Source organism: Umezawaea tangerina (assembly GCF_003002815.1).
Lineage (GTDB): Bacteria > Actinomycetota > Actinomycetes > Mycobacteriales > Pseudonocardiaceae > Umezawaea > Umezawaea tangerina.
Map to the genome: position 1 here is coordinate 33,709 of NZ_PVTF01000002.1, position 22,420 is coordinate 56,128.

At 72.2% G+C, this 22,420-nt stretch carries 21 protein-coding genes and 1 pseudogene; 13 read left to right on the plus strand and 9 right to left on the minus strand.

Annotated features, from left to right (window positions below; translation table 11 throughout):
• Positions 1-74: 74 nt before the first annotated feature.
• The 6 genes from CLV43_RS06190 to CLV43_RS06215 all read left to right on the plus strand — a co-directional run bounded on the left by CLV43_RS06190 (position 75) and on the right by CLV43_RS06215 (position 5,841).
• On the plus strand, positions 75-1,415 hold the full coding sequence (locus CLV43_RS06190; RefSeq protein ID WP_106186097.1) for a PP2C family protein-serine/threonine phosphatase: 1,341 nt from the start codon (positions 75-77) through the stop codon (positions 1,413-1,415).
• A 7-nt stretch (positions 1,416-1,422) separates the two neighbouring features.
• Positions 1,423-2,445 (plus strand): cobalamin B12-binding domain-containing protein, encoded by a 1,023-nt coding sequence (locus CLV43_RS06195; RefSeq protein WP_211304254.1) that lies wholly within the window; start codon positions 1,423-1,425, stop codon positions 2,443-2,445.
• Positions 2,442-2,771, plus strand: a complete 330-nt coding sequence (locus CLV43_RS06200; RefSeq protein ID WP_170155713.1) for an STAS domain-containing protein — start codon at positions 2,442-2,444, stop codon at positions 2,769-2,771. Before CLV43_RS06195 ends, CLV43_RS06200 begins: the two co-directional genes overlap by 4 nt.
• Before the next feature lie 98 nt (positions 2,772-2,869).
• Entirely contained in the window at positions 2,870-4,414 is a 1,545-nt protein-coding gene (locus CLV43_RS06205; protein ID WP_106186098.1) for a phytoene desaturase family protein, read from the plus strand.
• The gene (locus CLV43_RS06210; RefSeq protein ID WP_106186099.1) at positions 4,411-5,220 is read left to right on the plus strand and encodes a fatty acid desaturase; all 810 of its coding nucleotides are present in this window, start codon (positions 4,411-4,413) and stop codon (positions 5,218-5,220) included. The genes CLV43_RS06205 and CLV43_RS06210 overlap by 4 nt, the downstream gene beginning before the upstream one ends.
• Before the next feature lie 21 nt (positions 5,221-5,241).
• Positions 5,242-5,841 carry a TetR family transcriptional regulator gene (locus CLV43_RS06215; protein WP_106186100.1) on the plus strand — a complete coding sequence of 200 codons (600 nt, stop codon included), beginning with the start codon at positions 5,242-5,244 and terminating at the stop codon, positions 5,839-5,841.
• 7 nt (positions 5,842-5,848) lie between these two features.
• Here CLV43_RS06215 and CLV43_RS06220 read toward each other — a convergent pair whose 3' ends face one another.
• The 4 genes from CLV43_RS06220 to CLV43_RS06235 all read right to left on the minus strand — a co-directional run bounded on the left by CLV43_RS06220 (position 5,849) and on the right by CLV43_RS06235 (position 10,206).
• A complete protein-coding gene (locus tag CLV43_RS06220; RefSeq protein WP_106186101.1) occupies positions 5,849-7,006 on the minus strand; it encodes a PP2C family protein-serine/threonine phosphatase in 1,158 nt (385 codons plus the stop codon).
• Between the two features lie 182 nt (positions 7,007-7,188).
• Entirely contained in the window at positions 7,189-9,279 is a 2,091-nt protein-coding gene (locus tag CLV43_RS06225) for a catalase (RefSeq protein WP_106186102.1), read from the minus strand.
• Positions 9,280-9,397: 118 nt separating this feature from the next.
• The gene (locus tag CLV43_RS06230; RefSeq protein ID WP_211304255.1) at positions 9,398-9,742 is read right to left on the minus strand and encodes a hypothetical protein; all 345 of its coding nucleotides are present in this window, start codon (positions 9,740-9,742) and stop codon (positions 9,398-9,400) included.
• Positions 9,739-10,206, minus strand: coding sequence for a cupin domain-containing protein (locus CLV43_RS06235; protein WP_211304256.1), 468 nt, complete (start codon positions 10,204-10,206; stop codon positions 9,739-9,741). Before CLV43_RS06235 ends, CLV43_RS06230 begins: the two co-directional genes overlap by 4 nt.
• 118 nt (positions 10,207-10,324) lie before the next feature.
• Here CLV43_RS06235 and CLV43_RS06240 point away from each other — a divergent pair, with 118 nt between their 5' ends.
• Positions 10,325-10,906, plus strand: coding sequence for a TetR/AcrR family transcriptional regulator (locus tag CLV43_RS06240; RefSeq protein ID WP_106186104.1), 582 nt, complete (start codon positions 10,325-10,327; stop codon positions 10,904-10,906).
• Here the strand turns inward: CLV43_RS06240 and CLV43_RS06245 are convergent, their stop codons facing one another.
• Positions 10,907-12,418 carry a flavin-containing monooxygenase gene (locus tag CLV43_RS06245; RefSeq protein ID WP_106186780.1) on the minus strand — a complete coding sequence of 504 codons (1,512 nt, stop codon included), beginning with the start codon at positions 12,416-12,418 and terminating at the stop codon, positions 10,907-10,909.
• Positions 12,419-12,551: 133 nt separating this feature from the next.
• On the opposite strand from CLV43_RS06245, the gene CLV43_RS06250 reads away from it, so the two are divergent.
• The 5 genes and pseudogenes from CLV43_RS06250 to CLV43_RS06265 all read left to right on the plus strand — a co-directional run bounded on the left by CLV43_RS06250 (position 12,552) and on the right by CLV43_RS06265 (position 16,928).
• Entirely contained in the window at positions 12,552-13,769 is a 1,218-nt protein-coding gene (locus tag CLV43_RS06250; RefSeq protein WP_106186105.1) for a PucR family transcriptional regulator, read from the plus strand.
• A gap of 135 nt (positions 13,770-13,904) precedes the next feature.
• Positions 13,905-14,414 (plus strand): annotated as a pseudogene (locus CLV43_RS50425) (alpha/beta hydrolase); the annotation flags it as partial.
• Positions 14,415-14,493: 79 nt separating this feature from the next.
• A complete protein-coding gene (locus CLV43_RS50430; protein ID WP_425445735.1) occupies positions 14,494-14,691 on the plus strand; it encodes an alpha/beta hydrolase in 198 nt (65 codons plus the stop codon).
• A gap of 250 nt (positions 14,692-14,941) precedes the next feature.
• On the plus strand, positions 14,942-16,582 hold the full coding sequence (locus CLV43_RS06260; RefSeq protein WP_146174657.1) for a hypothetical protein: 1,641 nt from the start codon (positions 14,942-14,944) through the stop codon (positions 16,580-16,582).
• Positions 16,583-16,715: 133 nt separating this feature from the next.
• Positions 16,716-16,928, plus strand: coding sequence for a hypothetical protein (locus CLV43_RS06265; RefSeq protein WP_146174658.1), 213 nt, complete (start codon positions 16,716-16,718; stop codon positions 16,926-16,928).
• Between the two features lie 24 nt (positions 16,929-16,952).
• On the opposite strand, the gene CLV43_RS06270 is transcribed toward CLV43_RS06265, so the two are convergent.
• The 3 genes from CLV43_RS06270 to CLV43_RS06280 form a co-directional block, all read right to left on the minus strand.
• The gene (locus tag CLV43_RS06270) at positions 16,953-17,804 is read right to left on the minus strand and encodes a DNA-3-methyladenine glycosylase family protein (protein ID WP_106186108.1); all 852 of its coding nucleotides are present in this window, start codon (positions 17,802-17,804) and stop codon (positions 16,953-16,955) included.
• Between the two features lie 103 nt (positions 17,805-17,907).
• Positions 17,908-19,020 (minus strand): FAD-dependent oxidoreductase, encoded by a 1,113-nt coding sequence (locus CLV43_RS06275; protein WP_106186109.1) that lies wholly within the window; start codon positions 19,018-19,020, stop codon positions 17,908-17,910.
• A 2-nt stretch (positions 19,021-19,022) separates the two neighbouring features.
• Entirely contained in the window at positions 19,023-19,886 is an 864-nt protein-coding gene (locus CLV43_RS06280) for an alpha/beta fold hydrolase (RefSeq protein WP_106186110.1), read from the minus strand.
• 108 nt (positions 19,887-19,994) lie between these two features.
• Between CLV43_RS06280 and CLV43_RS06285 the strand changes: the two genes are divergently transcribed.
• Complete coding sequence (locus CLV43_RS06285) at positions 19,995-20,591, plus strand: TetR/AcrR family transcriptional regulator (protein WP_106186111.1); 597 nt, start codon at positions 19,995-19,997, stop codon at positions 20,589-20,591.
• Positions 20,592-20,595: 4 nt separating this feature from the next.
• Here CLV43_RS06285 and CLV43_RS06290 read toward each other — a convergent pair whose 3' ends face one another.
• A complete protein-coding gene (locus CLV43_RS06290; protein ID WP_106186112.1) occupies positions 20,596-22,380 on the minus strand; it encodes an acyl-CoA dehydrogenase in 1,785 nt (594 codons plus the stop codon).
• Positions 22,381-22,420: the final 40 nt, after the last annotated feature.

Consider the following 22,420-nt stretch of genomic DNA (forward strand, 5'->3'; position numbering starts at 1 on the left):
GTGGACTCACGGGATGCCGACCACCCGGTAGGTAAACTCCTCCCAGCCCGATCCTCGTCGGGGAGGAGGAAGACATGACCGCCAGTGGTCAGAGAGCGCTGCGTGTGGACCCGGTGGACCGGTCCGTGCTGGGTGACGAGACCGCCGCCACGGACCACGAGCTGCTGGCGCAGGCCCAGCTGCGCGTCGACCTCGCGATCGACGTGACCAGCGCGTTGACCGGGTCGCTCAACCTCCGCCGCACCGTGCTCCGCCTGCTCGACCTCATCACGCCGCGGATGGCCGACTGGGCGATGCTGGTCCTCGTCGACGACGCGGGCGGGCTCGACCTGCACGGCGGCTCCGACCCGACCTACACCTCGGGCGTGCCGCGCGCGCTCGTCGAGGGCAGCGGGCTGGACCGCGTGCTGCGGTCCGGTCAGCACGAGCTGCTGCACGTGGCCATGGAGCTGGACAGCACGGGCGCGCTGGGGACGATGATCCCCGACCCCCGGCTGCGGGACGAGGCGATCGGGCTGCGCCCGGCGGACGTGCTGTGCCTGGCGCTGAGCGCCCGCGGCAGCACGATCGGCGCGCTGGTGATGATCCGCGGCGCCGGTCGGGGGTTCCCCGAGCAGGAGGTGGAGTTCGCCGGGCTGATCGCCGACCAGGCGTCGCTGGCGCTGGACTCCGCGCGGCTCTACGAGGAGCGCGGCCGGATCACGTCCGTGTTGCAGGCCAGCCTGCGCCCGCCGGCACTGCCCGCCATCCCCGGTGCCCGCGTGTCGGCCCGGTTCCGGCCCGCGGCCGAGCACCTGGAGATCAGCGGCGACTTCTACGACGTGCACGGCTCGGACGACGACTGGCTGCTGGTGCTCGGCGACGTGTGCGGCAAGGGCGTCGAGGCCGCCGTGCTCACCGGCCGCGCCCGGCAGGGCGTCCGCACCGCCGCGCACTTCGACCGGCGGCCCTCCGCCGTGCTGGGCGCGTTGAACAACGTGCTGTGCGACAACGACTCCACCCGCTTCGTCACGGTGGTCTGCGCCCGCTTCCGCCCCTCCCCCGACGGCACGTCCGCCGAGGTGGACGTGGCGGTGGCCGGGCACCCGGCGCCGATCGTGGTGCACGCCGACGGCGTGGTGGACCAGCTCGACGTCGCGGGCATCGCCGCGGGCGTGGTGCGCGACATCGACTACACCGAGGTCCGGTTCACCCTCACCTCCGGCGACACGATGCTGATGTTCACCGACGGCGTCGACGAGGCCAGGGGGTCCGACGGCTTCTACGGCATGGACCGGCTCCTGGCCCTGCTGCCCGCCTACGCGGGCGCGGGTCCGGTGGCCGTGTGCGAGGCCGTGGAGCAGAGCGTCGTGGAGTACCTCGACGGCCGCGCCCACGACGACATCGCCCTGCTCGCGGTGTCCTGCGAGCGGTGACCGAGCGGTGACGACGCCCGACGGGCTGCCGACCGAGGCCTTCGACCACGCGCTGTCCACAGTGGACGCGCCCGCCGCGATCGCCCTCGTGCAAGGGCTCCTGGACGACGGCGTGGACCCGTTGGCCGTGCTGGTGGACGTGATCGCGCACGGCCAGCGGGCGGTCGGCGACCGCTGGCAGCGCGGCGAGTGGACGGTCGCCAAGGAGCACGCCGCGACCGCCGTCGCCGTGTCGGCCACCGAGGTGGTCACCCGCTTCGCCGACCGCGTCCCGGTGACCAGGGGCAAGGTCGTCGTCGCCTGCGCCGAGCGCGAGTGGCACGCGCTGCCCGCGATGATCATCGGCACCGCGATCCGGCTGGACGGCTGGGACACCGTGCTGCTCGGCGCGAGCACCTCCCCCGCCCGGCTCAGCCAGTGCCTGCACGACGTCGGCCCGGACGCGACGGCGGTCAGCTGCTCGGTGCTGGGCGCGCTGCCGACGACCCGGCGGTTCATCGAGGCCAGCACCACCGCGGGCGTCCCGATCATGGTCGGCGGCTCCGCGTTCGGCTCGGACGACGTGCGCGCACGGGCGCTCGGCGCGACCGCGTGGGCACCGCACGCACAGGGTGCCGTGGACGCGCTGCACCACCTGCCGCCGGTCGTGCGCCGGGCGGCCCCGCTGCCCAAGGCGCCGATGGCCGAGCAGGCCGCCATCGAGGTCGGCCACCAGCGCCTCGTGCAGACCCTGCGCGACCGCTGGTCGGCCACCACCACCGACGGCCCGGCGACCGAGGTCGCCCGCGAGGTCCCGCACCAGGCCGTGCACGCGGTCTCCGCCGCACTGCTCACCGGCGACCCGCGCCCGCTGGCCGAGACCGCCAGGTGGATCGACCACCTGCTGACCGTCCGCGGCGCCGACCCCCGGCTGTCCGCCGAGCTGGGCGACGAGCTCGCCACCGCGCTGCGCGACTACCCCGCCGCACACGGCCTCGTCCGACGCCACTGGACCGAAGGCCTTGTCCCCCAAGGAGAACACGCAAGGTGAACGAGTTGTCGTGGACACTCGAACGCACACCCGGACGAGTCGTCGTGTCGGTCGCGGGCGCACTGACCGTCAGCACCGCCCCCAAGCTCCAGGACGCCCTCGTCCCCCTGCTGGCCGACGCCGACGTGACGCTGGACCTGACCGAGCTGGCCTTCGTCGACTCCAGCGGGCTCACCGTGTTCATCGCCGCGTACAAGGCCGGCGTCCGCCACGGCACCACCGCCACCCTCTCCCACGTCCCCGACTTCCTCGCCCGCGTGCTCAGGGTCACCGGCCTCGGCACCCTCCTGCCCACCTCCGACGAGGTGGGCCCACCCGCCCGATGACCTGACCAGCCCGAAGCTGCTCTGATCCCACCCGCCGTCGGCAGGCAGAACAACGACAGACCCTTGCCCGCCTTCAGGCCGCCCGCTACTTTGAACGCATGTTCAGAACGAGCGTTCAACCAAGGTCGTCGCTCGCGGACCGCGGATACGACGTGGCGGTCGTCGGCGGCGGGCTGGCCGGGATGGCGACGGCGCTGCGGTTGCAGGCCGGGGGTCTGTCCACGGTCGTGCTGGAGGCGCACGGCCACGCCGGGGGCTGTGCCGGGTACTACCGCAGGCGGGGGTTCAGCTTCGACGTGGGCGCGACCACGCTGGTGGACTTCGAGCCCGGCGGCGTGGGTGCCGAACTGCTCGACTCCGTCGGCATGCCCCCGCCCGCCGGGGAGTGCCTGCCCGGTTACGCCGCCTGGCTGCCGGACCGCACGGTCGTGCTGCACCGGGAGAAGGCTGCGTGGCACCGGGAGCGGCTGCGGGCGTTCGGGGACACGCCGGACCACCGGGCGTTCTGGGCACTGCTCGACCGGCTGGCCGACGGGTTCTGGCGGGCCAGCCGCGCCGGGGTCCGGATGCCGATGCGGACCCCGGCCGACGTCCTGCACAACGCCCGCGCGATGCGGCCGCGGGACCTGCCGCTGGCCCGGCACATCGGCGGGACGCTCGGCGGGGCGCTGGCCCACCACGGCCTGCGCGACGACGCGGCGCTGGTCGGGCTGCTGGCGATGCTGGTCGAGGACACCGTGCACAGCACCGTGGACCGGGCGCCGCTGGTCAACGCCGCGCTGGGCATCACCATCCGGGGCGCCGGGCTGACCAGGGCGACCGGCGGGATGCGCGGCTTCTGGCGGGCGCTGGTCGCGCACTACCGCTCGCTGGGCGGCGTCCTGGGCACTGGCTGGCGGGTCGAGCGGATCATTGGCTCGCGCGACGACTTCGTCGTCCACAGCGGACGCGGCACCGTGCACGCGGGCCAGGTGGTCAGCTCGGTGACGGCGGCCGCGACCGCCGGGATCAGCGACGTGCCAGGGGTGCGGGCCGCGCTCGCGCCGTTCCTGCGCCGCGACGCGGGCGACCTCGGCGGCGCCGTCGTGGTCTGCCTCGGCGTGCCGGAGCACGAGGTCGCCGGGCGGACCCTGACGCACCACCAGATCCTGCGCTCCTACGGCACCCGGCTGGGCGACGGGAACAACATGTTCGTGTCCGTCTCCGCCCCCGGCGACACCGACAGCGCGCCGGCGGGGTTCCGCGCGGTCATGCTGTCGACCCACACCGAGCTGGCCGACTGGGAGGGGCTCGACGACGTCGGGCACGCCCGGCGGCGGGACGCGCTCGGCGACCTGCTGGTCGAGCAGGCGCGCCGGGTGTACCCGGAGCTCGCCGAGGCCGCGGTCGTGCGCGAGGTCGGCACACCGCGCACCTACGAGCGGTTCACCTCGCGCCCGCGCGGCGCGGTCGGCGGGGTCCGGCAGAGCCCCGCGAACAGCAACCAGCACGCCGTGCCGCACGACCTGGGCGTTCCCGGTTTCCGGCTGGTCGGCGACTCCACCTGGCCGGGGCTCGGCACGGTGGCGTGCGTCCTGGGCAGCCGGATCGTCGCCGAAGGGGTCCTGCGGACGGCACGTCGATCGAAGGTGAGGACAGCGTGAAACCCTCCTTGGCCGAGCTCGGCACCGACCTGCTCGCGACGGACCGGCGCAGGCGGCTGATCGCGTTGGCGCGTCCCCCGGTCGGGGTCGCGGTGTTCGCCCTCACGGCGTGGTGGGCGGACTCGACGCCGTGGGCGTGGTGGCTCACACCGGTCGTGGTGTTCGGCATCTTCGTCGCGGTGGTGACCGTGACCCACGACGTCGTGCACCGGTCCATCGGCCTCGGCCGCAAGGGCACCGAGTGGGCGCTGTTCCTGTGCGGTCTCGTGCTGCTGGAGAGCGGTCACGCCTACCGGGCCACGCACGAGCAGCACCACCGGATCTTCCCGCACGAGGACGACCCGGAGGGCTACCCGGCGAACCTGTCGCTGGTCGGCGCGGTGCTGTACGGGCCGGTGTTCCTGGTCGGCCTGTGGCGGTGGGCGTTCAGGCGGGCCGCGGGCGACCGGGTCCAGCGCACCTGGCTCCTCGTAGAGGCCTGCGCGCCGTTCCTCGCGCTCGGCGGCGGCGCGCTGCTGTGGTCCAGGACGCCCGCGCTGCTCGTCTACGCCGTCATGGCCGTCGTCGGCAGCTGGGTGTACCCGCTGCTCACGGTGTACCTCCCGCACCACGACTACGGCGACACGCCGCTCACCCAGACCCGCACCCTGCGGGGCCGGATCATCCCGGCGATGTTCCTGGAGCTGACCTACCACCTCGAGCACCACCTGTACCCGAGCGTCCCGAGCCACCACCTCGCGGAGCTGGGCCGCCGACTGGACCCGTTCCTCGCCGGCGAGGGAGTCCGACCGCACCGGGTGCCCTGAGCACCTTTAAGGTTGGCGGCGATGACCCGCAAAGCCGAGGCGCGCGACCGCATCCTGCGCGCCACCATCGACACCCTCGCCGCACAGGGCTTCCCCGCCACCACCGCACGGGCGATCGCGACGACGGGCGGCTTCACCCCCGGCGTCATCTACTACCACTTCGACGACCTGGACGACCTGTTCCTGGCCGCCATGCGGCACAGCAGCGACCTCCGGATGGCCCGCTACACCGAGCGGACCGACCACCTCGACCGCGCGCAGGAGATGTTGCGGACGCTGCGCGAGCTGTACGAGGAGGACATCTCCACCGGGCACATCGCCGCCGTGCAGCAGCTGGTCGCGGGCGCGGCGCGGTCCAGCGGGCTGGCGCTGGGGGTGCGCGCCGAGATCGACCGGTGGGAGGAGTTCACCGGCTCGCTCATCGGCCGCTTCCTCGACGGCACCCCGCTGGCCGCGTTCATCCCGAAGCAGGAGGTCGCCATGACCGTCCTGGCCTTCTACCTCGGCCTGGAGATGCTGGCGCACCTCGACGGCGACCGGTCCCGCGGGGCCGCGATCTTCGACTCGGCCAAGCGGATGGCGAGCATGATCGACGCCTTCCTCCCCGCGGACCCGGCGTGAGGCCGCGCTAGCCCGTCCCGCCGGACCTCCGGTAGAGCAGCAGGGCGACGTCGTCGTCGTGGCCGGGGTCCATCAGGTCGCGGACGAGCAGGTCGGCGAGGGCGTCCAACGACGACGCGCGGTGCCGCACCACCACCTCGGCCGTGCGGAGCAGCCCGGCGTCGAGCACGTCGTCGCGGCGCTCGACCAGGCCGTCGGTGTAGAGGAGCAGCGTGGCGTCGGCGGGCAGGGCGGCACTGGCCTCCACGCGCTCGACCCCCGCGATGACCGCCAACGGCACCGAGAGCGCCCCGTCGAGCCACCGGTGGCCGCCGTCCGGGTCGACCACGAGTGCGGGGAGGTGTCCCGCGCTGCAGTACACGACGACCTGGTCGCCGGGGTCGATGACCGCGCAGAAGACGGTCGTGCAGCGCGCCCCCGGCAGCATGGCCGCGAAGGTGTCCAACGACGACAGCACGCTGGCGGGTCCGTGGTCCTGCAACAACAGCGCTCGCGCGGCACTGCGCAGCTGCCCCATCACCGCCGCGGCGTCGAGGCCGTGCCCCACCACGTCGCCGACGACGACGCCGCAGCGACCTTCCGGCAGCGGCACCACGTCGTACCAGTCGCCGCCCACCTGCGAGATCGCCGGTTCGTAGCGCACCGCGAACGAGTCGGGCAGCGACACCGGTCCCAGGATCGCCCGTTGCAGGGTCAGCGCGACCTGCGACCGCTCCGCCAGCAGCTCGCGCTCCCGCGCCTCGGCCCGCACCCGCTCGGTGATGTCGGCGAACACCACGGCCACCTCGGCACGGGTGTCCGGGTCGACGCAGAACGCGTAGAGCTCCAGCTCCCGGCCGTAGGTCCCGAGGCTCTGCTGGAACCGAATGGGCTCGCCGGTGCGCAGCACCTCGTCGAAGACCAGGTACCAGTCCTCGGGCTCGCCGGGGAGCACCTGGCGCATCGTGCGCCCGACCACGCCCGCGACCCCGGACTGCGTCTCCAGGGCGGCGTTGGCGGCGGTGTAGCGGAAGTCCAGCTGCCCCGGCACGTCCGTGGTCGCGCGTTCGAGGATGCAGAACCCCTCGTCGAGCCGCTCGAACAGGGCCCGGTAGGTCGCCTCGGACCTGCGGAGGGCGGTGAGGACGTCGTCCTCGACTCCCGAGTCACCGCGGGCCGTCTCCATGTCCGCCTCCTCACCGGGCGGCTCCACCACCGAACGCGGGCGGGGTGCCGTGCGGGTGCGGGATCGCCGGGCCCTGGGACGTCGATCCGATCAGGAAGCCTACGACATGGGCGTCGACCCGGCCCACCGCACACGCCGCCGCCCACCGGGATGGACCCGGTGGGCGGCGGCGGGGTGCGGGGTCAGGCCGTTCCGGCGGGCACGGCGCGGTCCCACGCCCGGTGCCTGCCCAGCGCCGTGAGCAGGTCGGCGGTGAACGGCTTGGCGACGCTGTCGCCCAGCACGACGCCGGGTGCGGAGGTGTCGATCCCGGCGGCCTCCAGCACGGCCGCGCCGTCACCCCAGGCGCCGAGCGCCTTGCAGTGCCGGAACACCTCCTGGAGCAGCACGACCAACCGGGGGTCGTTCGCCACGGTGCCCGCGGCGACCACGACGGCGTCGTACTCGATCGACCGGGTCGCCAGGAACGTCCGCTCGACGGTCTCCTTGGCGCGCCCCTTGGTCAGCTCTCCGCCGACCTGGGCCACCACGTGCAGCACGGCGCCCTTCGCCTCGACGGCCTTGCGCAGCCTGCCGATCCCGGCCAGGTCGGCACCGGGTCCCGCGACGACGCCGACCACCCGGCCCGCCACGGGGCCGACCTCGGTCGTCACCTGCGAGAGCGCGGGCGAGGGCACCACGCCGCGGGCCGGGTCGCCCTCGGGCGCGGGCAGGCCGAGCCCGGCCGCGACCCTGGCGCACAGCTCGGCGTCCACGTTCGCCAGCACGCCCAGGACGCGTTCGCGGATCGGCTTCTCGAAGAGCTTGGACAGCTCGAACGTGTAGGCCTCGACGATGTGCGCCTGCTCGACCTGGCTCATGCTGCGCCAGAACAGGGTCGCCTGCGAGAAGTGGTCGTCGAAGGACACCGGGTTCGCCCTGACCTTCGGCCCGGAGACCTCGCGGGGCAGGTGGACGTAGGCCCCCTCGGCCTCCGTGGCCAGCTCGGGCTGGTCGTCGTCCACGGTGTTCGGCTTGTACGGCGCCATGCCCTGGTGGATCGCGGTCTGGTGCATGCCGTCGCGCAGGTTGTCGTTGACCGCCGCGTGCGGGCAGTTGATCGGCAGCTGGGCGAAGTTCGGCCCGCCCAGCCGGGTCAGCTGGGTGTCGAGGTAGGAGAACATCCGCGCCTGCATCAGCGGGTCGTTCGTGATCTCGATGCCGGGCACGAGGTGGCCGGTGTGGAAGGCGACCTGCTCGGTCTCGGCGAAGTAGTCGGTCGGGTTGCGGTCCAGGGTCAGCTTGCCGACGAGGACCACCTCGGCCAGCTCCTCGGGCACGAGCTTCGTCGGGTCGAGCAGGTCGATGCCCTCGAACGTCTCGTCCTCGGAGTCGGGCAGCACCTGCAGCCCCAGCTCGAACTCCAGCGGCGCGCCCGCCTCGATGCCGTCGGCCATGTCGCGGCGGTGGAAGTCCGGGTCGGCGCCCGCCGCGATCTGGGCCTCCTCCCAGACCAGCGAGTGCACGCCCGCGACCGGCTTCCAGTGGAACTTCACCAGCGAGGTCTCCCCCGCCGCGTTGACCAGCCGGAACGTGTGGACGCCGAAGCCCTCCATGGTCCGGTAGGAACGCGGGATGCCGCGGTCGGACATCGCCCAGATCACGTGGTGGGTCGCCTCGGTGTGCAGCGAGACGAAGTCCCAGAAGGTGTCGTGCGCGGACTGCGCCTGCGGGATCTCCCGGTCGGGCTGCGGCTTGCCCGCGTGGATGACGTCGGGGAACTTGATGCCGTCCTGGATGAAGAACACCGGCATGTTGTTGCCGACCAGGTCGAAGTTCCCCTCCTCGGTGTAGAACTTCACCGCGAACCCGCGCACGTCGCGGACGGTGTCCGCCGACCCGCGCGAGCCCAGGACCGTGGAGAAGCGGGTGAAGACCGGCGTCTCCCGGCCCTTGGCGAGGAACCCGGCCTTGGTGACGGACTCGGCGTTGCCGTAGGCGCGGAACGTCCCGTGCGCGGCGGCACCGCGGGCGTGCACCACCCGTTCGGGGATGCGCTCGTGGTCGAAGTGCGTGATCTTCTCGCGGAGGTGGAAGTCCTCCAGCAGCGTGGGGCCGCGCGGACCGGCCTTCAGGGAGTGGTCCGTGTCGTTCAGCCGGACCCCCTGCGACGTGGTCAGGTACCGCCCGGCCTGCGCCCGCCGGTCGTCCCCGACGTTGGCGGCGACCTCCGCCTTGCCCGTCGGGCTCGTCGACTTGGGCGCTGCCTGGTCGCGCTGGCGCTTGGGGGGCATCTGGGACTCCTTCGGAGGACGGCGGCCGGGAACGGCTGCCGGTACCGACGCCGGGTACCCGTTCCCCGCGGCCGCAAGCGGATCCACCCCGTCCGGGTTCACCGGTCCACTGTGGACATCACCCGACCGCGACCGCGGTGACGACGTGGACCAGCGTCGCGACGCCCGCGCCGACCACCATCCGCCGCTCGCCCCGCGAGAGGCCGATCCCCGCGTCCGCGGCCTGCGCCACCGCGGCCGCGACGAGGCAGAGCACGGCGGCGGTGCCCGTGGCGACGAAGGGCACCACCGCCGTGAGCACCCCGAGCGGGACGCCCCGCGCGGTGTACATCCAGGCGTAGAACCGCTCCCCCGCCGTCGGCGCGTCGCTGTAGCTCAACGACTCCGGGCGCACCGCCGCCGCCACGGCGAACCCGGTGCCCGCCGTCGCGACCAGCGCGTTGAGGACGAGCAGGACGATCACGAGGCCGCGTACTCGGTCGAGGGCTCGGTGGCGTAGCGGGCCATCACCGGCGCGACGTCGTCGACGCTGAGCGGCCGGCCACGCTCGATCATGTCGCGCAGGTCCCGGAAGTACTGCACGTAGGTGTCCGGGGTGAAGGTGTTGACCACCACCGCGGGCTCGTCGCCGGGGTTGGCGAAGGTGTGCGGGGCACCCGTGGGGACCATGACGAGCGTGCCGGGACCCGCGTCGTGGTCCTCGTCGCCGATGGTGAAGCGCACGGTCCCGGAGACCACGTAGAACCCCTCGTCGTGCTCGGCGTGCCGGTGCTGGGGCGGGCCCGGCGCGTGCGGCGCCAGCGTGATCTCGGCGATCCCGAGCCGGTGGGCGGTCGTGCTGCCGTCCTCCAGGACGCGCATCCGCACCGTGTCGGAGGAGAGGACGACCTCCCCTTCACCGGGACCGACGATCGAGATGGGAACCACTGGTACTCCTCCATGAGAGTGGACTGTCATGAAAACAGTACGCTCTCACGAATAACTCGTGCAAGCCTCCTCTCATCGCGAGAGTCCGCTACAGTCGCGACCCGACGAGGAGGAAGCGATGACCGGCACGACGAGGCCCAGCCAGCGCAGCAACCAGAAGGAGCGCACCCGCGCGGCCATCGTGGCCGCCGCGCAGGAGCTGGTGGACACCGACAGCGACCTGACGATGCCCGCGGTCGCGGCGGCCGCGAAGGTCTCCGAGGCGACGGCCTACCGGTACTTCCCCGACCTGGTCACGCTGCTCGGCGAGGTGACGAACCGGATGGACCCCGACGCGGTGATGGAGCCCGTCGCCGGGTCGGTCGACCCGGTCGAGCGGATCGGCCACGCCGCCGAGGTGCTGGCGCGCAGCGCGTTGCGGCGCCAGACGGCGCTCCGGGCGATCATCGCCGCGACCATCGTCCAACCGCGTCCCGTGGTGCGGCCGGGGAACAGGTTCGCGCTCATCGAGCGGGCCCTCGCGCCGTGGAGCGCGACCGCCAACCCCGACGCGGTGCGGCGGCTCACCCGCGACCTGGCCGTCGTGATCAGCGCCGAGGCCGTGTTCACGCTGGTCGACCTGTGCGACCTGTCCGCCGACGCGGCGGTAGAGAGCCTCGTGCGCACCGCCCGGACCCTGACCGCGGCGGCGACGCGGTAGTCAGCGGGGCGCGTCCACGGCGGAGGACGCGGCGGTGCTGGCGGACATGCGCAGGCCGTCGTCCCGCACGGGCAGCCTGCGCAGCAGCTCGACGTCGGCGTGGTAGTCCGTCGAGGTCGACCACGGCGCCCGGTCGCCCTGCCTGGGCAGCCGGTCGACCACGCGGCGGACGTACCCGGCGCCGAAGTCGAGGAACGGCCGGGTCGGCATGGCCGGGTCGCCGACCACCGGCACGCAGGTGTCGTGGCCGCCCGCGTCCATCACCGCGAGCAGGCGGCAGAAGTGCTCGCAGAGCAGCCCGATCTTCAGCGTCCACGAGGAGTTGGTGTAGCCGACCGCGTAGGCGAGGTTCGGCACGCCGGACAGCATCATCCCCTTGTAGGTCACGGTGTCGGGCAGCCGGACGGGCTCGCCGTCGACGGACAGCTCGACCCCGCCGAACGCCTGCACGTTCAGGCCCGTGGCCGTCACGATGACGTCGGCCTCCAGCTCGCGCCCCGACAGCAGCAGCACCCCGCGCTCGGTGAACGTGGTGATCCGGTCGGTCACGACCGACGCCGCCCCGGAGCCGATCGACCGGAACAGGTCGCCGTCGGGCACCACGCACAACCGCTGGTCCCACGGGCTGTAGGGCGGGTTGAAGTGCTCGTCGACCGGATAGCCCGCCGGGAGCTGCTTGACGGTGATCGCGCGGATCAGCCTGCGCGCCGCGCGGGGGAACCTGCGGCAGAACCGCCAGATCGCGAGCTGCTGGGCGATGTTCTTGCGCCGCGCCAGCCGGTAGCCGCGCTCCTGGCCGAGCACCTTGAGCGCGAGGTTCGCGAACCCGTCCTTGGACGGCACGGGCATGATGTAGCTCGGCGTGCGCTGGAGCATCGTGACGTGCGCGGCCGTCCTCGCCAGCGCCGGGACCAGCGTGACCGCCGTGGCGCCGCTGCCGATCACCAGGACGCGCCTGCCCGTCGTGTCCAGGTCCTCCGGCCAGTGCTGCGGGTGCACGACCGGGCCCGCGAAGCGCTCCCGCCCCTCGAAGTGCGGCGTGTAGCCCTCGTCGTAGCGGTAGTAGCCGCCCGCGCAGAACAGCCAGTTGCACGTCAGCGCCGTCCGCTCGCCGGTGTCGGTGCGCTCGACCTCGACCCGCCACCGCGCCGTCGCGCTCGACCAGGCCGCCGTGAGCACCCGGTGGTGGAACCGGATCCGGCCGTCGATGCCGTTCTCGGCGGCGGTCTCGCGGACGTAGCGCAGGATGGCGTCGCCGTCGGCGATCGCGTGCTCGTCGAGCCACGGCTTGAACTCGTAGCCGAAGGTGTGCAGGTCGGAGTCCGACCGGATGCCGGGAAACCGGAACAGGTCCCACGTGCCGCCGATCGCGCCGCGCGCCTCCAAGACGGCGAACGTGCGCCGCGGGTGCGCCCGCTTGAGGTAGCGCGCCGCTCCGATGCCGGAGATCCCGGCGCCGATGACGAGGACGTCGAGGTCCTCGACGGCGTCCGGGTCGGGGGAGGTGTCCATCGACGGCTCCTCGCTGCTGGCGTGGCCGAACACTCCCGATCTTGCGGATCCCACGTTCCCACGGGCAAGAGCGGACTGCACCTCGTGCCGTCGACAGGAGTGCACAGTGCACCAGCGGAGCTAAGGTGGCCCCATGCCTTGGCCGCGGCCGCCCGCGCACATCCGGGAGCTGATCCGCCGGGGTGCCGAGATCGCGCTCAACCCGCCGCGGGAATGGCTCGACGAGCTCGACGAGGCCACCCTGGCGGGCGAGTCCCGGCGGGCCGTGGCGGCGGACCCGGTGCTGAACGCGGCCACCCGGCAGACCAACCGCTCGAACCTGCTGTTCTGGGCCGCCGCCAACGTGGGCGACCCCGGCGCGCCGGTGCCCGCCAACGTCGGTGCGGCCACCCTCGCCACGGCCCGCGACCTGGTGCGCCGCGGCCTGGACGAGGCCACCCTCGACTCCTACCGGGTCGGCCAGGGCGTCGCGCTGCGGCTGTGGATCCGGATCGCGTTCACGCTGACGTCCGACACCGAGGAGCTGCGCCAGCTCCTGGACGTGACCTGCCGGTCGATCTCCACGTTCGTCGACGACACCGTGGCCGCGATCGCCGCCCGGATGGAACGCGAACGCGAAGAGCTCACCCGTGGCACGCACGCCGAGCGCCGCGAGATCACCACCCTGCTCGTCGAGGGCGCGCCGATCGGCCGGGCCCACGCCGAGGCGCGCCTCGGCTACGCGCTCACCCCGACCCACACCGCCGCCGTCATCTGGAGCGACGACCCCGACGCCGACCTGTCCGCGCTGGACCGGGCGGCCGACGACCTCGCCACCGGGGCGGACCGCCCGCTTGTCGTGCTCGCGAGCGCCGCGACCCGGTGGGTGTGGCTGCACACCGCGCCGGACGTCGACCGCGCCCGCGCGGCCTGCGCCGCGACGCCGGGCGTGCACATCGCCCTCGGCTCCCCCGCGCCCGGTGTCGACGGCTTCCGGCGCAGCCACCTCCAGGCGCTCGCCACGCAGCGGATGCTCGCCCGGCTGTCCTCGCCGCAGCAGGTCGCCACGCACGACGACGTCGAGCTGGTCGCGCTCGTCACCGGTGACCGCGAGGGCGCCGACCAGTTCGTCCAGCGCGTCCTGGGCCGCCTGGAGACCGCGCCGCCCGACCTCACCGAGGCCGTGCGCGCGTTCCTGGCCGAGCAGTGCAACGCCTCCCGTGCCGCCCAACGCCTGTACACGCACCGCAACACGCTGCTGCGCAGGCTGGCGCGCGCCGACCGCCTGCTCCCCCGCCCGCTGGCCGACAACGCGCTCGAGGTCGGCGTCGCCCTGGAGGTCGCGCGCTGGCGCGGCCGCCCCCGCCCCTGAGCCACCGGAGGCCCCATGTCCGCGTTCCACCCCGAACTTGCGCTCGCGCGGTTCCTCCCGAAGTTCTCGATGGGCCCCCGCGCGACCCGCCTCGCCCAGCGCGTGAAGCCCAGGACACCGGCCACACCGGACGACATGCTCATCGAGGACGTCGTCGCACCCGGCGTCTCGGTCCGCGTCTACCGGCCGAAGGCCCTGGAGGGCACCGCCCCCGCCCTGCTGTGGCTGCACGGCGGCGGCTACCTCATGGGCTCACCCGAGCAGGACGAGCCCTCCAGCATCGGCTTCGCCCGCGACCTCGGCATCACCGTGGTCGCCGCGCGCTACCGCTTCGCCCCCACCCACCCCGCGCCCGCCGCCGTCGAAGACGCCTACGCCGCACTGCTGTGGCTCGTCGCGAACGCCGACGCCCGCGGCGTCGACCCGTCGCGGATCGCCCTCGGCGGCGCCAGCGCGGGCGGCGGCCTCGCTGCCGGACTCGCCCTGTACGCCCACGACCACGACGACGTCTGCCCCGCGTTCCAACTGCTGGTCTACCCCATGCTCGACGACCGCACCGTGCTCCGCACCGACCACGACACCCGCCACGTCCGCCTCTGGACCCCCAAGAGCAACCGCTACGCCTGGACCTCCTACCTCGCCACCACCCCCGGCTCCCCCACCACCTCCCCCCTACGCCGCCCCCGCCCGCCGCGACGACCTCACCGGCCTCCCCCCGACCTGGATCGGCGTCGGCACCCTCGACCTCTTCCACGACGAAGACCTCACCTACGCCTCCCGCCTCCAGTCCGCAGGCGTCCCCTGCGAGGTCGTCACCGTGCCGGGGGCGTTCCACGGGTTCGACGGGATGTTCCGCGGGACGCGGGTCGCGCGGGGGTTCTGGGAGGCGCAGGCGACGGCACTGCGCAGGGCGTTGTTCTGAGGTGACGCCCTGGCCGTGGCGCACCTATTCCAAGCGAACAGGGACGACTTCGCCCGAATATTCGCGGACCGGCCCGCAATAGTCGTGATACCGGACATTCGATTCGATTGCGCAGGACAACCGCCAGCCCGATCGAGTGACGGGTCGGCAGATCGGTAACGATTGGTAGCGACTTCTCGATAACGCGTTCGACCTGCGAATTGCGAGATAGGGCGAACGAATGTTGCGAGGCTTCCTCAAATTAGTTTCCGTGATGATCCTCGTGGCCCTGTCGGTGCTCAACATCATGATCGCGACCGGCGTTTACCGCAGTTCCGGCTCGGGCTGGCAGTCGCTCGTCCTGACCATGTTGCTCGGACTCGCCTTCGCCGCTGTGCACACGTGGTTCTTCCACACCCGCTTCTTCCTCGCCCCACCGGCCAAACCGTTCCCGTTCCACCAGGTCCCGGACGGTCCCGTACTCGCCCTCCAGCACGAGGCGAGGCTGGCTCGCGACGTCACCCTGGTCGAGGCCAAGATCTTCGCCGCCGCCATCACGATGCCCCAGCAGTTCCGCCGCCGCGTGGTCGAGGAGTACACGCCCGATCGCCGAACGCTCACCAAGGCCTGCACGATCGACGTGGAGATCCCCGGCAAGCTGATGGTGGGGAACGGGTCCAAGCACATCCACATCCCGGTCGTCCTCAACAAGAAGGGCGAACTGCTGGACGATTTCCACATCCTCCACGCGAACAACGACGAGACCCAGTGGCTGTCCTACCGCCAGTACCTCAGCCTCGCGGCGAAGGTCCTCCACGTCCTGCTCCTGGGAGCGGAAGGACTCGGCTTCAACGACCCGCTGCCACGCGAGACCGACAAAGCCGAAATGCTCGCCCTGCGCGGGATCGTCGAGCGGCGCGACGGCCGGGCGTCCGATTCCGTGGACCCGACCGGAGTGGACGCGATAAGGACGTTGGAGGTCGCCAACCCGGTGGCCCTCAAACTGGCCGTGAAGTTCGTCGAGCAGCTCACGAGCCACTACGCGATCGTCGCGTCCATCGGCAACGTCGGCACGGAACCGCGACACCGCTTCAAGTACCACCTGACGCAGACGCCGGACGTCAAGTTCACCTCGCCGCGATCCAGCCGCCGGTGGTCCCTCGGCGGTTACGTGCGACTGGTGTTCGGCACGCGACCGGTGCGGCTCACCGTGGACATCGCGAACGCCTCCACCGCCGAGAGCTACCACCTCCACGTCCACGCGCCGAACGACCTCTACCTGGCGGGCCAGGAGGCCGTCGGCTTCTCCTCGATCCTGCAGCGGACCGCGGAACTCGCACCCACCACTCCGCACTGCCGTTTCCGCCGACGTCTCGGACAACCGCACGCCCACTTCTACTGCCGGTACATGCCCACCCTCCAGGAACGGGAGAGACCCACCCTGGTCTTCAAGTTCTTCGAGGTGCCACCGGGCACGGTCCTGCGGGCCACCATCACCGCGATCGCCGCGTTCGCCATCCTGTGGCTCATCGGTTTCGTCAGTTCACGATTCGGGGAGTCGGATACCGACGCACCGGCATTCCTCCTTGCCTTTCCCGCACTCGCGGCGACGTGGCTGGGTTTCGACGCCCCATCCAGGAAACTGCTCGAAGGAACGATGTCCGCGCGATTCTGCCTGATCTTGACAGCCGTCCTGTCACTGGCGGGCAGCGCCTTGTTCCTGCTCCACGAGAGCTATCCGGACAACTTCGAATGGCCGAAACTCCCCGACGGTCGCGCCTTTCTCGGCGTGACCGACGCCTGGTGGGCTGTAGTGGTGGGACTGGCACTGGTGAACGCGATGAGGATCGGATACCAATGTTTGGTGAGAACGTGGAACTATTCACACCTTCTAGCGAAAAAAGTCGAATGAGCCGTACCCGGGACAGGCGTCGACTGCTACCGTCAAAGCCGAACGGCCAGATCGACGCGCGAGGTTGACATGATCTTCGAAGGCGCTAGAGCGTAAATCCGAGGACAGCTCACACCACTGAGGAGAGATGGCGATGGGGATTTCCGGATTGTTCGGCGGGGCCGCACAGGACGACGACACCGGAGACACCTACTCCGGCTACTACGTACCGGTGCACACCTGGACCGCGACATCCGGCTCCTCCCAGACCTCCGTGCGCGACCTCTTCGCCGCTCTCGACACGCTGGACGACGTGTACTCCAAGAAGGCCGACCACTCGACGACCGATCACACGTCGCGAACCTAGGTCGCAGGCCGGGCAGCCGTCCTCTCACCCCCCGATCTCGTGCGTCCGCTCCTCCCGCAGGATCCGCAGGTGAACCGCCGCCCAAGTTCGGAACGGGCGCCAAGACGCCGACACGTCGGCGAGGGTGCGGCCTGTGCCGTAGCGGTGGGTGACCTCGTCCTCCAGCCTGGGTTCGTGGTGGGGGATGGCGTCGGGGGCGTTGGCGCCGCGGAGGACGACCAACTCGGCGGCGAACGGGCCGAGGCCCTTAACCTGGCGGACGGCGTGAACGGCCTCGGTGGGGTCGAGGGTGCGGAGGTGGGTGGTGTCGAGGAGGCCGTCGAGGGCGGCGTCGGCGACCGCGTGCAGGTACTCGGTCTTGCGGCCGGGCAGGTCCAGGGCGAGGGTGCGGAGCTCGGCCGGTGCGGGGAACGCGCCGTCGGGGCCGAGGAGGCCGTCGCGCAGTCGGGCGGCCTGCACGATCCGCAGCCGTTGCGACAGCACCGCCCACGCCGCGGCCTCGTACGGCGAGTGGAAGCCGCACGGTCGAAGGCCGGGCAGGTGGCGCTGGGCTTCGGCGATGACCGGGTCGCGGCGGCCGACCTCGGGCCAGTCGCGGGCGTCGACGTCGAGGGAGAGGAACCGCCCGACCTGCGCGGCGGCCCGGTCGAGGTCGCCGTCACCGGTCACGACGACGCGCGCCTTGCCGTCCTCCTGGGTGACGCGGGCCTCGGCGCGGCTCCAGTCACCCTCGACGCGGAACACCGTCCGCACCTCGGCGGGCGGGGCGCCGTCCTGGGAGGGCAGCGCGGCGGGCGCGAAGCCCTCCCAGAACCGCTTGCTCGTGGCCAGCGACCACGGCCCCAGCACGTCCACGGTCAGCTCGTGGCGGGTCATGACACCTTCCGATCCATGTCAGGTAACTGACATGGATCGTATGTCAGAATACTGACATGGGCAAGTTGGACGGACGAGTGCCACGCGTCCCCCACCACATGCGTCAGCGCGCCGGAGCGACCCCGTCCAGGCGCTCGTTGCGCGCGGCGATGGCCTCCCAGGTCGGCGGGATGATCAGGTCCGCCCCGGCGTCCACGCTCTTCTGCGCGAACTCCGCGTACGGGCGCTGGCGGGTCTCGTAGCGCTCGAACGCGACGACGTGGTCGCCGTCCGCCCGGTCCAGCTCCTCGGCGAGGAAGTAAGCGCCGGTGAACGCGAGCGAGGTGCCGCGGCCGGACAGGCTGGTGGCGCAGTGCGCGGCGTCGCCGACGAGGACGACCCGGCCGCGGTGCCACGTCCGCATGTGGATCTGGCTCGACGAGTCGAAGTACAGCTCGGGGTCGACGCGGACGGCCTCGATGAGCTGCGGCACCTTCCACCCCGTGGTGCCCGCGAAGGCGTCGACGATGATCCGCCGCTGCTCGTCGAGGTCGTGGTAGTCGTAGTCGATCGGGTCCGAGCGGAACATCAGCACCGCCAGCGCCCTGTCCTTGTACCGCGCGATCCCCGCCAGCCTGCCGGGGGCGTTGTACATCGGGTTCATCCGGTGCGGCCGGACCTCGTCGGGCAGGTCGGCGAGCGCGACGTAGTACCCCAGGTGGCGGGCGAAGTCGCCCTCCGGCCCGAAGACCAGCCCGCGCACCCGCGAGTGCTGGCCGTCGGCGCCGACCACGATGTCGAAGCGCTGCCGGTGACCGGACGCGAAGGCGACGTCGACCCCCGTGCCGTCGTCGTCGAGCGAGCGGACGGAGTCGCGGAAGAGGATCTCCACGTCCGGCGGGAGCGCGTCGACGAGGATGTTCGCGAGGTCCTCCCTGGCGATCTCCAGGTCGTCCGGGGAGTCGCCGATGTCGGCGCTCCTCGGACGCCCGACGGGCTCGCCGTCGTCGTCGACGAACTGGACCAGCTCGGTGGTCAGGACCCGCTGCTCGCGGACGCGGTCCAGCAGGCCCATCTTCTCCAGGATCCCGAGGGCGTCGCCGCGGACGTCGATCGGCGACCCGTTGACGCGGAAGTGCGACGCGCGTTCCACGACGGTGACGCGGTGGCCGCGCGCGGAGAGGTCGAGCGCGGTGGCGAGGCCCGCCATGCCCGCGCCGGAGATGAGGATGTCCATGGTCACTTGCTCCCTGTCGTCGTGCGGACGTCGTCGTGCGGGTGGGCGAGGACGTGCTCGCGCACCAGCCGGGCGGTGATGTCCTTGCCTTCCAACGTGATCCCGTGGCGGACCCGCGGGATCACCTCGAGCCGTGCGCCGGGGATGGCGTCGGCGATCCCGCGGCCGACGTCCGGTCGTGCCGCCGGGTCGTCGCCGCCGTAGACCAGCAGGGTCGGTGCGGTGATCGCGGACAGCCGGTCGGTGAGGTCGACACCGCGGACGGCGTCGAGCCGCCGGGCGTCCTGGGCGGCGGGCCGGTGCACCAGCACGGCCATGGTCTCGGCGACGAGCTGTTCGGACGCCCGCCCCTCGGGCGTGAGGACGAAGTCGAGCATCTTCCGGGCGCGCCGGTCGGGCGGGAGGTCGACGATGTCGCCGGTGACCGATCCCGGCACGAACGCGACGCGGGCGACGGTCGCGCCGACGGACAGCGTCCGCACGACCTCGGGGACGCTGATCGCGAGCTGGAGCGCGACCAGCCCGCCGAACGACGCGCCGAACACGTGCGCCCGCTCGTAGCCGAGCCCCCGGATGAGCGCCGCGCAGTCCCGCGCGAGGTCCTCCAGGTCGTAGGGCGCGTCGGGGTTGGTGGAGTCGCCGGTGTCGCGCTGGTCGTAGGCGATGGCGCGGATCCCGTCGCCGAGCAGCGGTCGGAACACGTCGTACTGGATGCGGCCGCTCTCACCGCCGTGGAGCAGCACCAGGGGTTCGCCGGAGCCGGACTCCGTGTAGGCGATCCCGATGTCGCCCGCGTCCACCCGGCCGGTGGCGGGGTCGTTCCCGACGGCCAGCGGGCCGGCGGGCGCGGAGGGGTAGTCCGTCATGGTCCTCCCTTAAAGTTTCTATCTGTCACTTTAAGGTACCCCATCGTCGGAGCCGGCGTCTGGGAAGATCCACGGGCACGCGGAACGCACTACGGAAGCGGACGACGGATGACGGACAGCCCGAGGCAGGTGGCGCAGCGCCCCGGTGGGCGCACGGCCCGCGTGCGAGCGCAGATCCTCGACGCGACGGTGCGCCTGGTCGCGCGGCACGGCATCGCGGGCTTCCGCTACGAGGAGGTCGCCGAGCTGGCGGGCGTGCACAAGATGAGCGTGTACCGGAACTGGCCCGACCGGGACGTGCTGGTCGGCGAGGCGCTGATGGGGGTCGCCGAGGAGATGGCGCCGCTGGCGGACACCGGCGACCTGCGCCAGGACCTGGTGGACTTCCTGGTCGCGATGGCCACCAGCCTGGCCGACCCGTGGGGACGCGCCCTCATGCACGCCATCCAGTCCTCGCCCGAGAGCGCCGAGGTGCGCCGCACGGTCGACACCGTCATCGACAGGCGGGTGGACCTGCTCCGGCGCAGGCTCGACAGCGCGGTCGGGCTCGGTCAGCTGCCCCCGGTCGACGCGCAGCTGCTCGCCGACCTGCTGTCCGGCCCGGTGCACCTGCAGGTCGGCCGCGACCAGCGGCCGTTCACCCGCGCGGACGCGGAGCGGATCACCGACGTGGTGCTCGCGGGAGTCCGCGCGACCACGCCCTGAGCGGTCAGAACCAGTCGGGCTCGGTGTCGAGCGTCGTCCGGTCCAGCGAGGCGAGCAGGTCGAACTGCGCGGTGGTCCTGGGCAGCTCGTAGCGCAGGAAGTACCGGGCGGCCTGGCGCTTGCCGTCGTAGAACGCGCCTTCCTTGGCACCGACGGCCAGCAGCTGCTCCAGCCACATCCAGGCGACCACCACGTGCCCGGTGGCCTCCAGGTAGACCGAGGAGTTGGCCAGCGTGGTCGTGGGGTCGCCCGCCGACCACAGGATCTTCGTGACGTCGACCAGCCGCCGGGTCGCCGCCGCGACCGCGGTCGCGTACTCGACCAGGTCGGGGCCACCGGTCTCGGCACGGGCCACCGTCGCGCCGATGGTGTCGACGAGCAGCCGCAGCCCCGCGCCGCCGTCCGCCACGACCTTGCGCCCCAGCAGGTCCAGGCCCTGGATGCCGTGCGTGCCCTCGTGGATCTGGTTGAGCCGGTTGTCCCGGTAGAGCTGCTCCACGTCGTAGTCGCGGGTGTAGCCGTAGCCGCCGTGCACCTGGATCGCCAGGCTGTTCGCCTCCAGGCACCACTGCGCGGGCCAGCTCTTCGCGATGGGCGTCAGCACGTCGAGCAGCACCCCGGCGCGCTCCCGGTCGTCGTCGGTCGCCGCGGTCTCCTGCTCGTCGATCAGCAGCGAGCAGTACAGGCCCAGCGCCAGCGCACCCTCCACGTAGGACTTCTGCGCCAGCAGCATCCGCCGGACGTCGGCGTGCTCGATGAGCCGCACCGGTCGCGCGGCGGGGTCCTTGGCCGCGGGCGGACGGCCCTGCGTGCGGGACTTGGCGTACTCGACGGCCTTCAGGTACCCGGTGTAGCCGAGCGCGGTGGCCAGGAACCCGACGCCCACCCGCGCCTCGTTCATCATGTGGAACATGTAGGCCAGCCCGCGGTGGCGTTCGCCGACGAGGTAGCCGACCGCGCCGGGCTCGCCGTCCACCGGGTGGGTGCCGTCGCCGAAGGCGAGCACGGTGTTCGTCGTGCCGCGGTTGCCCATCTTGTGGTTGAGGCCGACCAGGGTCACGTCGTTGCGGGTGCCGTCGGCCAGGAACTTCGGCACGACCAGCAGGGAGATCCCCTTCACGCCCGGCCCGCCGCCGGGGACCTTCGCCAGCACCAGGTGCACGATGTTCTCGGACAGCCCGTGGTCACCGCCGGAGATCCACATCTTCGTGCCGCTCACCCGGTACGTGCCGTCGTCCCGCGGCAGCGCCCTGGTGGTGATGTCGGCCAGCGAGGAGCCCGCACCGGTCTCCGACAGGCACATCGTGCCGAAGAACCGACCCTCCAGCATCGGCCGGACCCACTGGTCGACCTGCTCCGGCGTGCCGTACTCGACCAGCAGGTTCGCGTTGCCCACCGTCAGCAGCGGGTAGCTCGACGTGCCCGCGTTCGCCGCCTGGAACCAGCACATCGACGCCCGCGCCAGCACCGCGGGCAGCTGCATCCCGCCGATCTCCTCGTCGAACTGCGCCGCCGTCAGGCCCGCGTCCGCGAACACCTTGAGCGCCCGCGCCACCTCGTCGACCACCTCGACCGTGCCGTCGGGCAGCATCACCGGCTCGTTCGCGTCGGCCTTCTTGTTGTGCGGCGCGAAGTGCTCCGTCGCGATCTCCGCGCTGAGCTCCAGCACCGCGTCGAACGTCTCCCGCGAGTGCTCGCGGAACCGCTCCCGCGAGGTCAGCGCCGTGACGTCGAGCCACTCGTAGAGGAGGAACTCGAGATCCCGGCGGGACAGGATCGTTGACGCCATGGCGGCCTCCAGCGGTTCGGGACGGTGCCTTCCCGCACCA

Bases quoted from the DNA above. Each gene is read 5' to 3' on its own strand.
- CLV43_RS06190 (WP_106186097.1), top strand. From the start codon at position 75: ATGACCGCCAGTGGTCAGAGAGCGCTGCGTGTGGACCCGGTGGACCGG.
- CLV43_RS06205 (WP_106186098.1), top strand. From the start codon at position 2,870: ATGTTCAGAACGAGCGTTCAACCAAGGTCGTCGCTCGCGGACCGCGGA.
- CLV43_RS06215 (WP_106186100.1), top strand. From the start codon at position 5,242: ATGACCCGCAAAGCCGAGGCGCGCGACCGCATCCTGCGCGCCACCATC.
- CLV43_RS06220 (WP_106186101.1), bottom strand. From the start codon at position 7,006: ATGGAGACGGCCCGCGGTGACTCGGGAGTCGAGGACGACGTCCTCACC.
- CLV43_RS06225 (WP_106186102.1), bottom strand. From the start codon at position 9,279: ATGCCCCCCAAGCGCCAGCGCGACCAGGCAGCGCCCAAGTCGACGAGC.
- CLV43_RS06240 (WP_106186104.1), top strand. From the start codon at position 10,325: ATGACCGGCACGACGAGGCCCAGCCAGCGCAGCAACCAGAAGGAGCGC.
- CLV43_RS06245 (WP_106186780.1), bottom strand. From the start codon at position 12,418: ATGGACACCTCCCCCGACCCGGACGCCGTCGAGGACCTCGACGTCCTC.
- CLV43_RS06250 (WP_106186105.1), top strand. From the start codon at position 12,552: ATGCCTTGGCCGCGGCCGCCCGCGCACATCCGGGAGCTGATCCGCCGG.
- CLV43_RS06265 (WP_146174658.1), top strand. From the start codon at position 16,716: ATGGGGATTTCCGGATTGTTCGGCGGGGCCGCACAGGACGACGACACC.
- CLV43_RS06270 (WP_106186108.1), bottom strand. From the start codon at position 17,804: ATGACCCGCCACGAGCTGACCGTGGACGTGCTGGGGCCGTGGTCGCTG.
- CLV43_RS06275 (WP_106186109.1), bottom strand. From the start codon at position 19,020: ATGGACATCCTCATCTCCGGCGCGGGCATGGCGGGCCTCGCCACCGCG.
- CLV43_RS06280 (WP_106186110.1), bottom strand. From the start codon at position 19,886: ATGACGGACTACCCCTCCGCGCCCGCCGGCCCGCTGGCCGTCGGGAAC.
- CLV43_RS06285 (WP_106186111.1), top strand. From the start codon at position 19,995: ATGACGGACAGCCCGAGGCAGGTGGCGCAGCGCCCCGGTGGGCGCACG.
- CLV43_RS06290 (WP_106186112.1), bottom strand. From the start codon at position 22,380: ATGGCGTCAACGATCCTGTCCCGCCGGGATCTCGAGTTCCTCCTCTAC.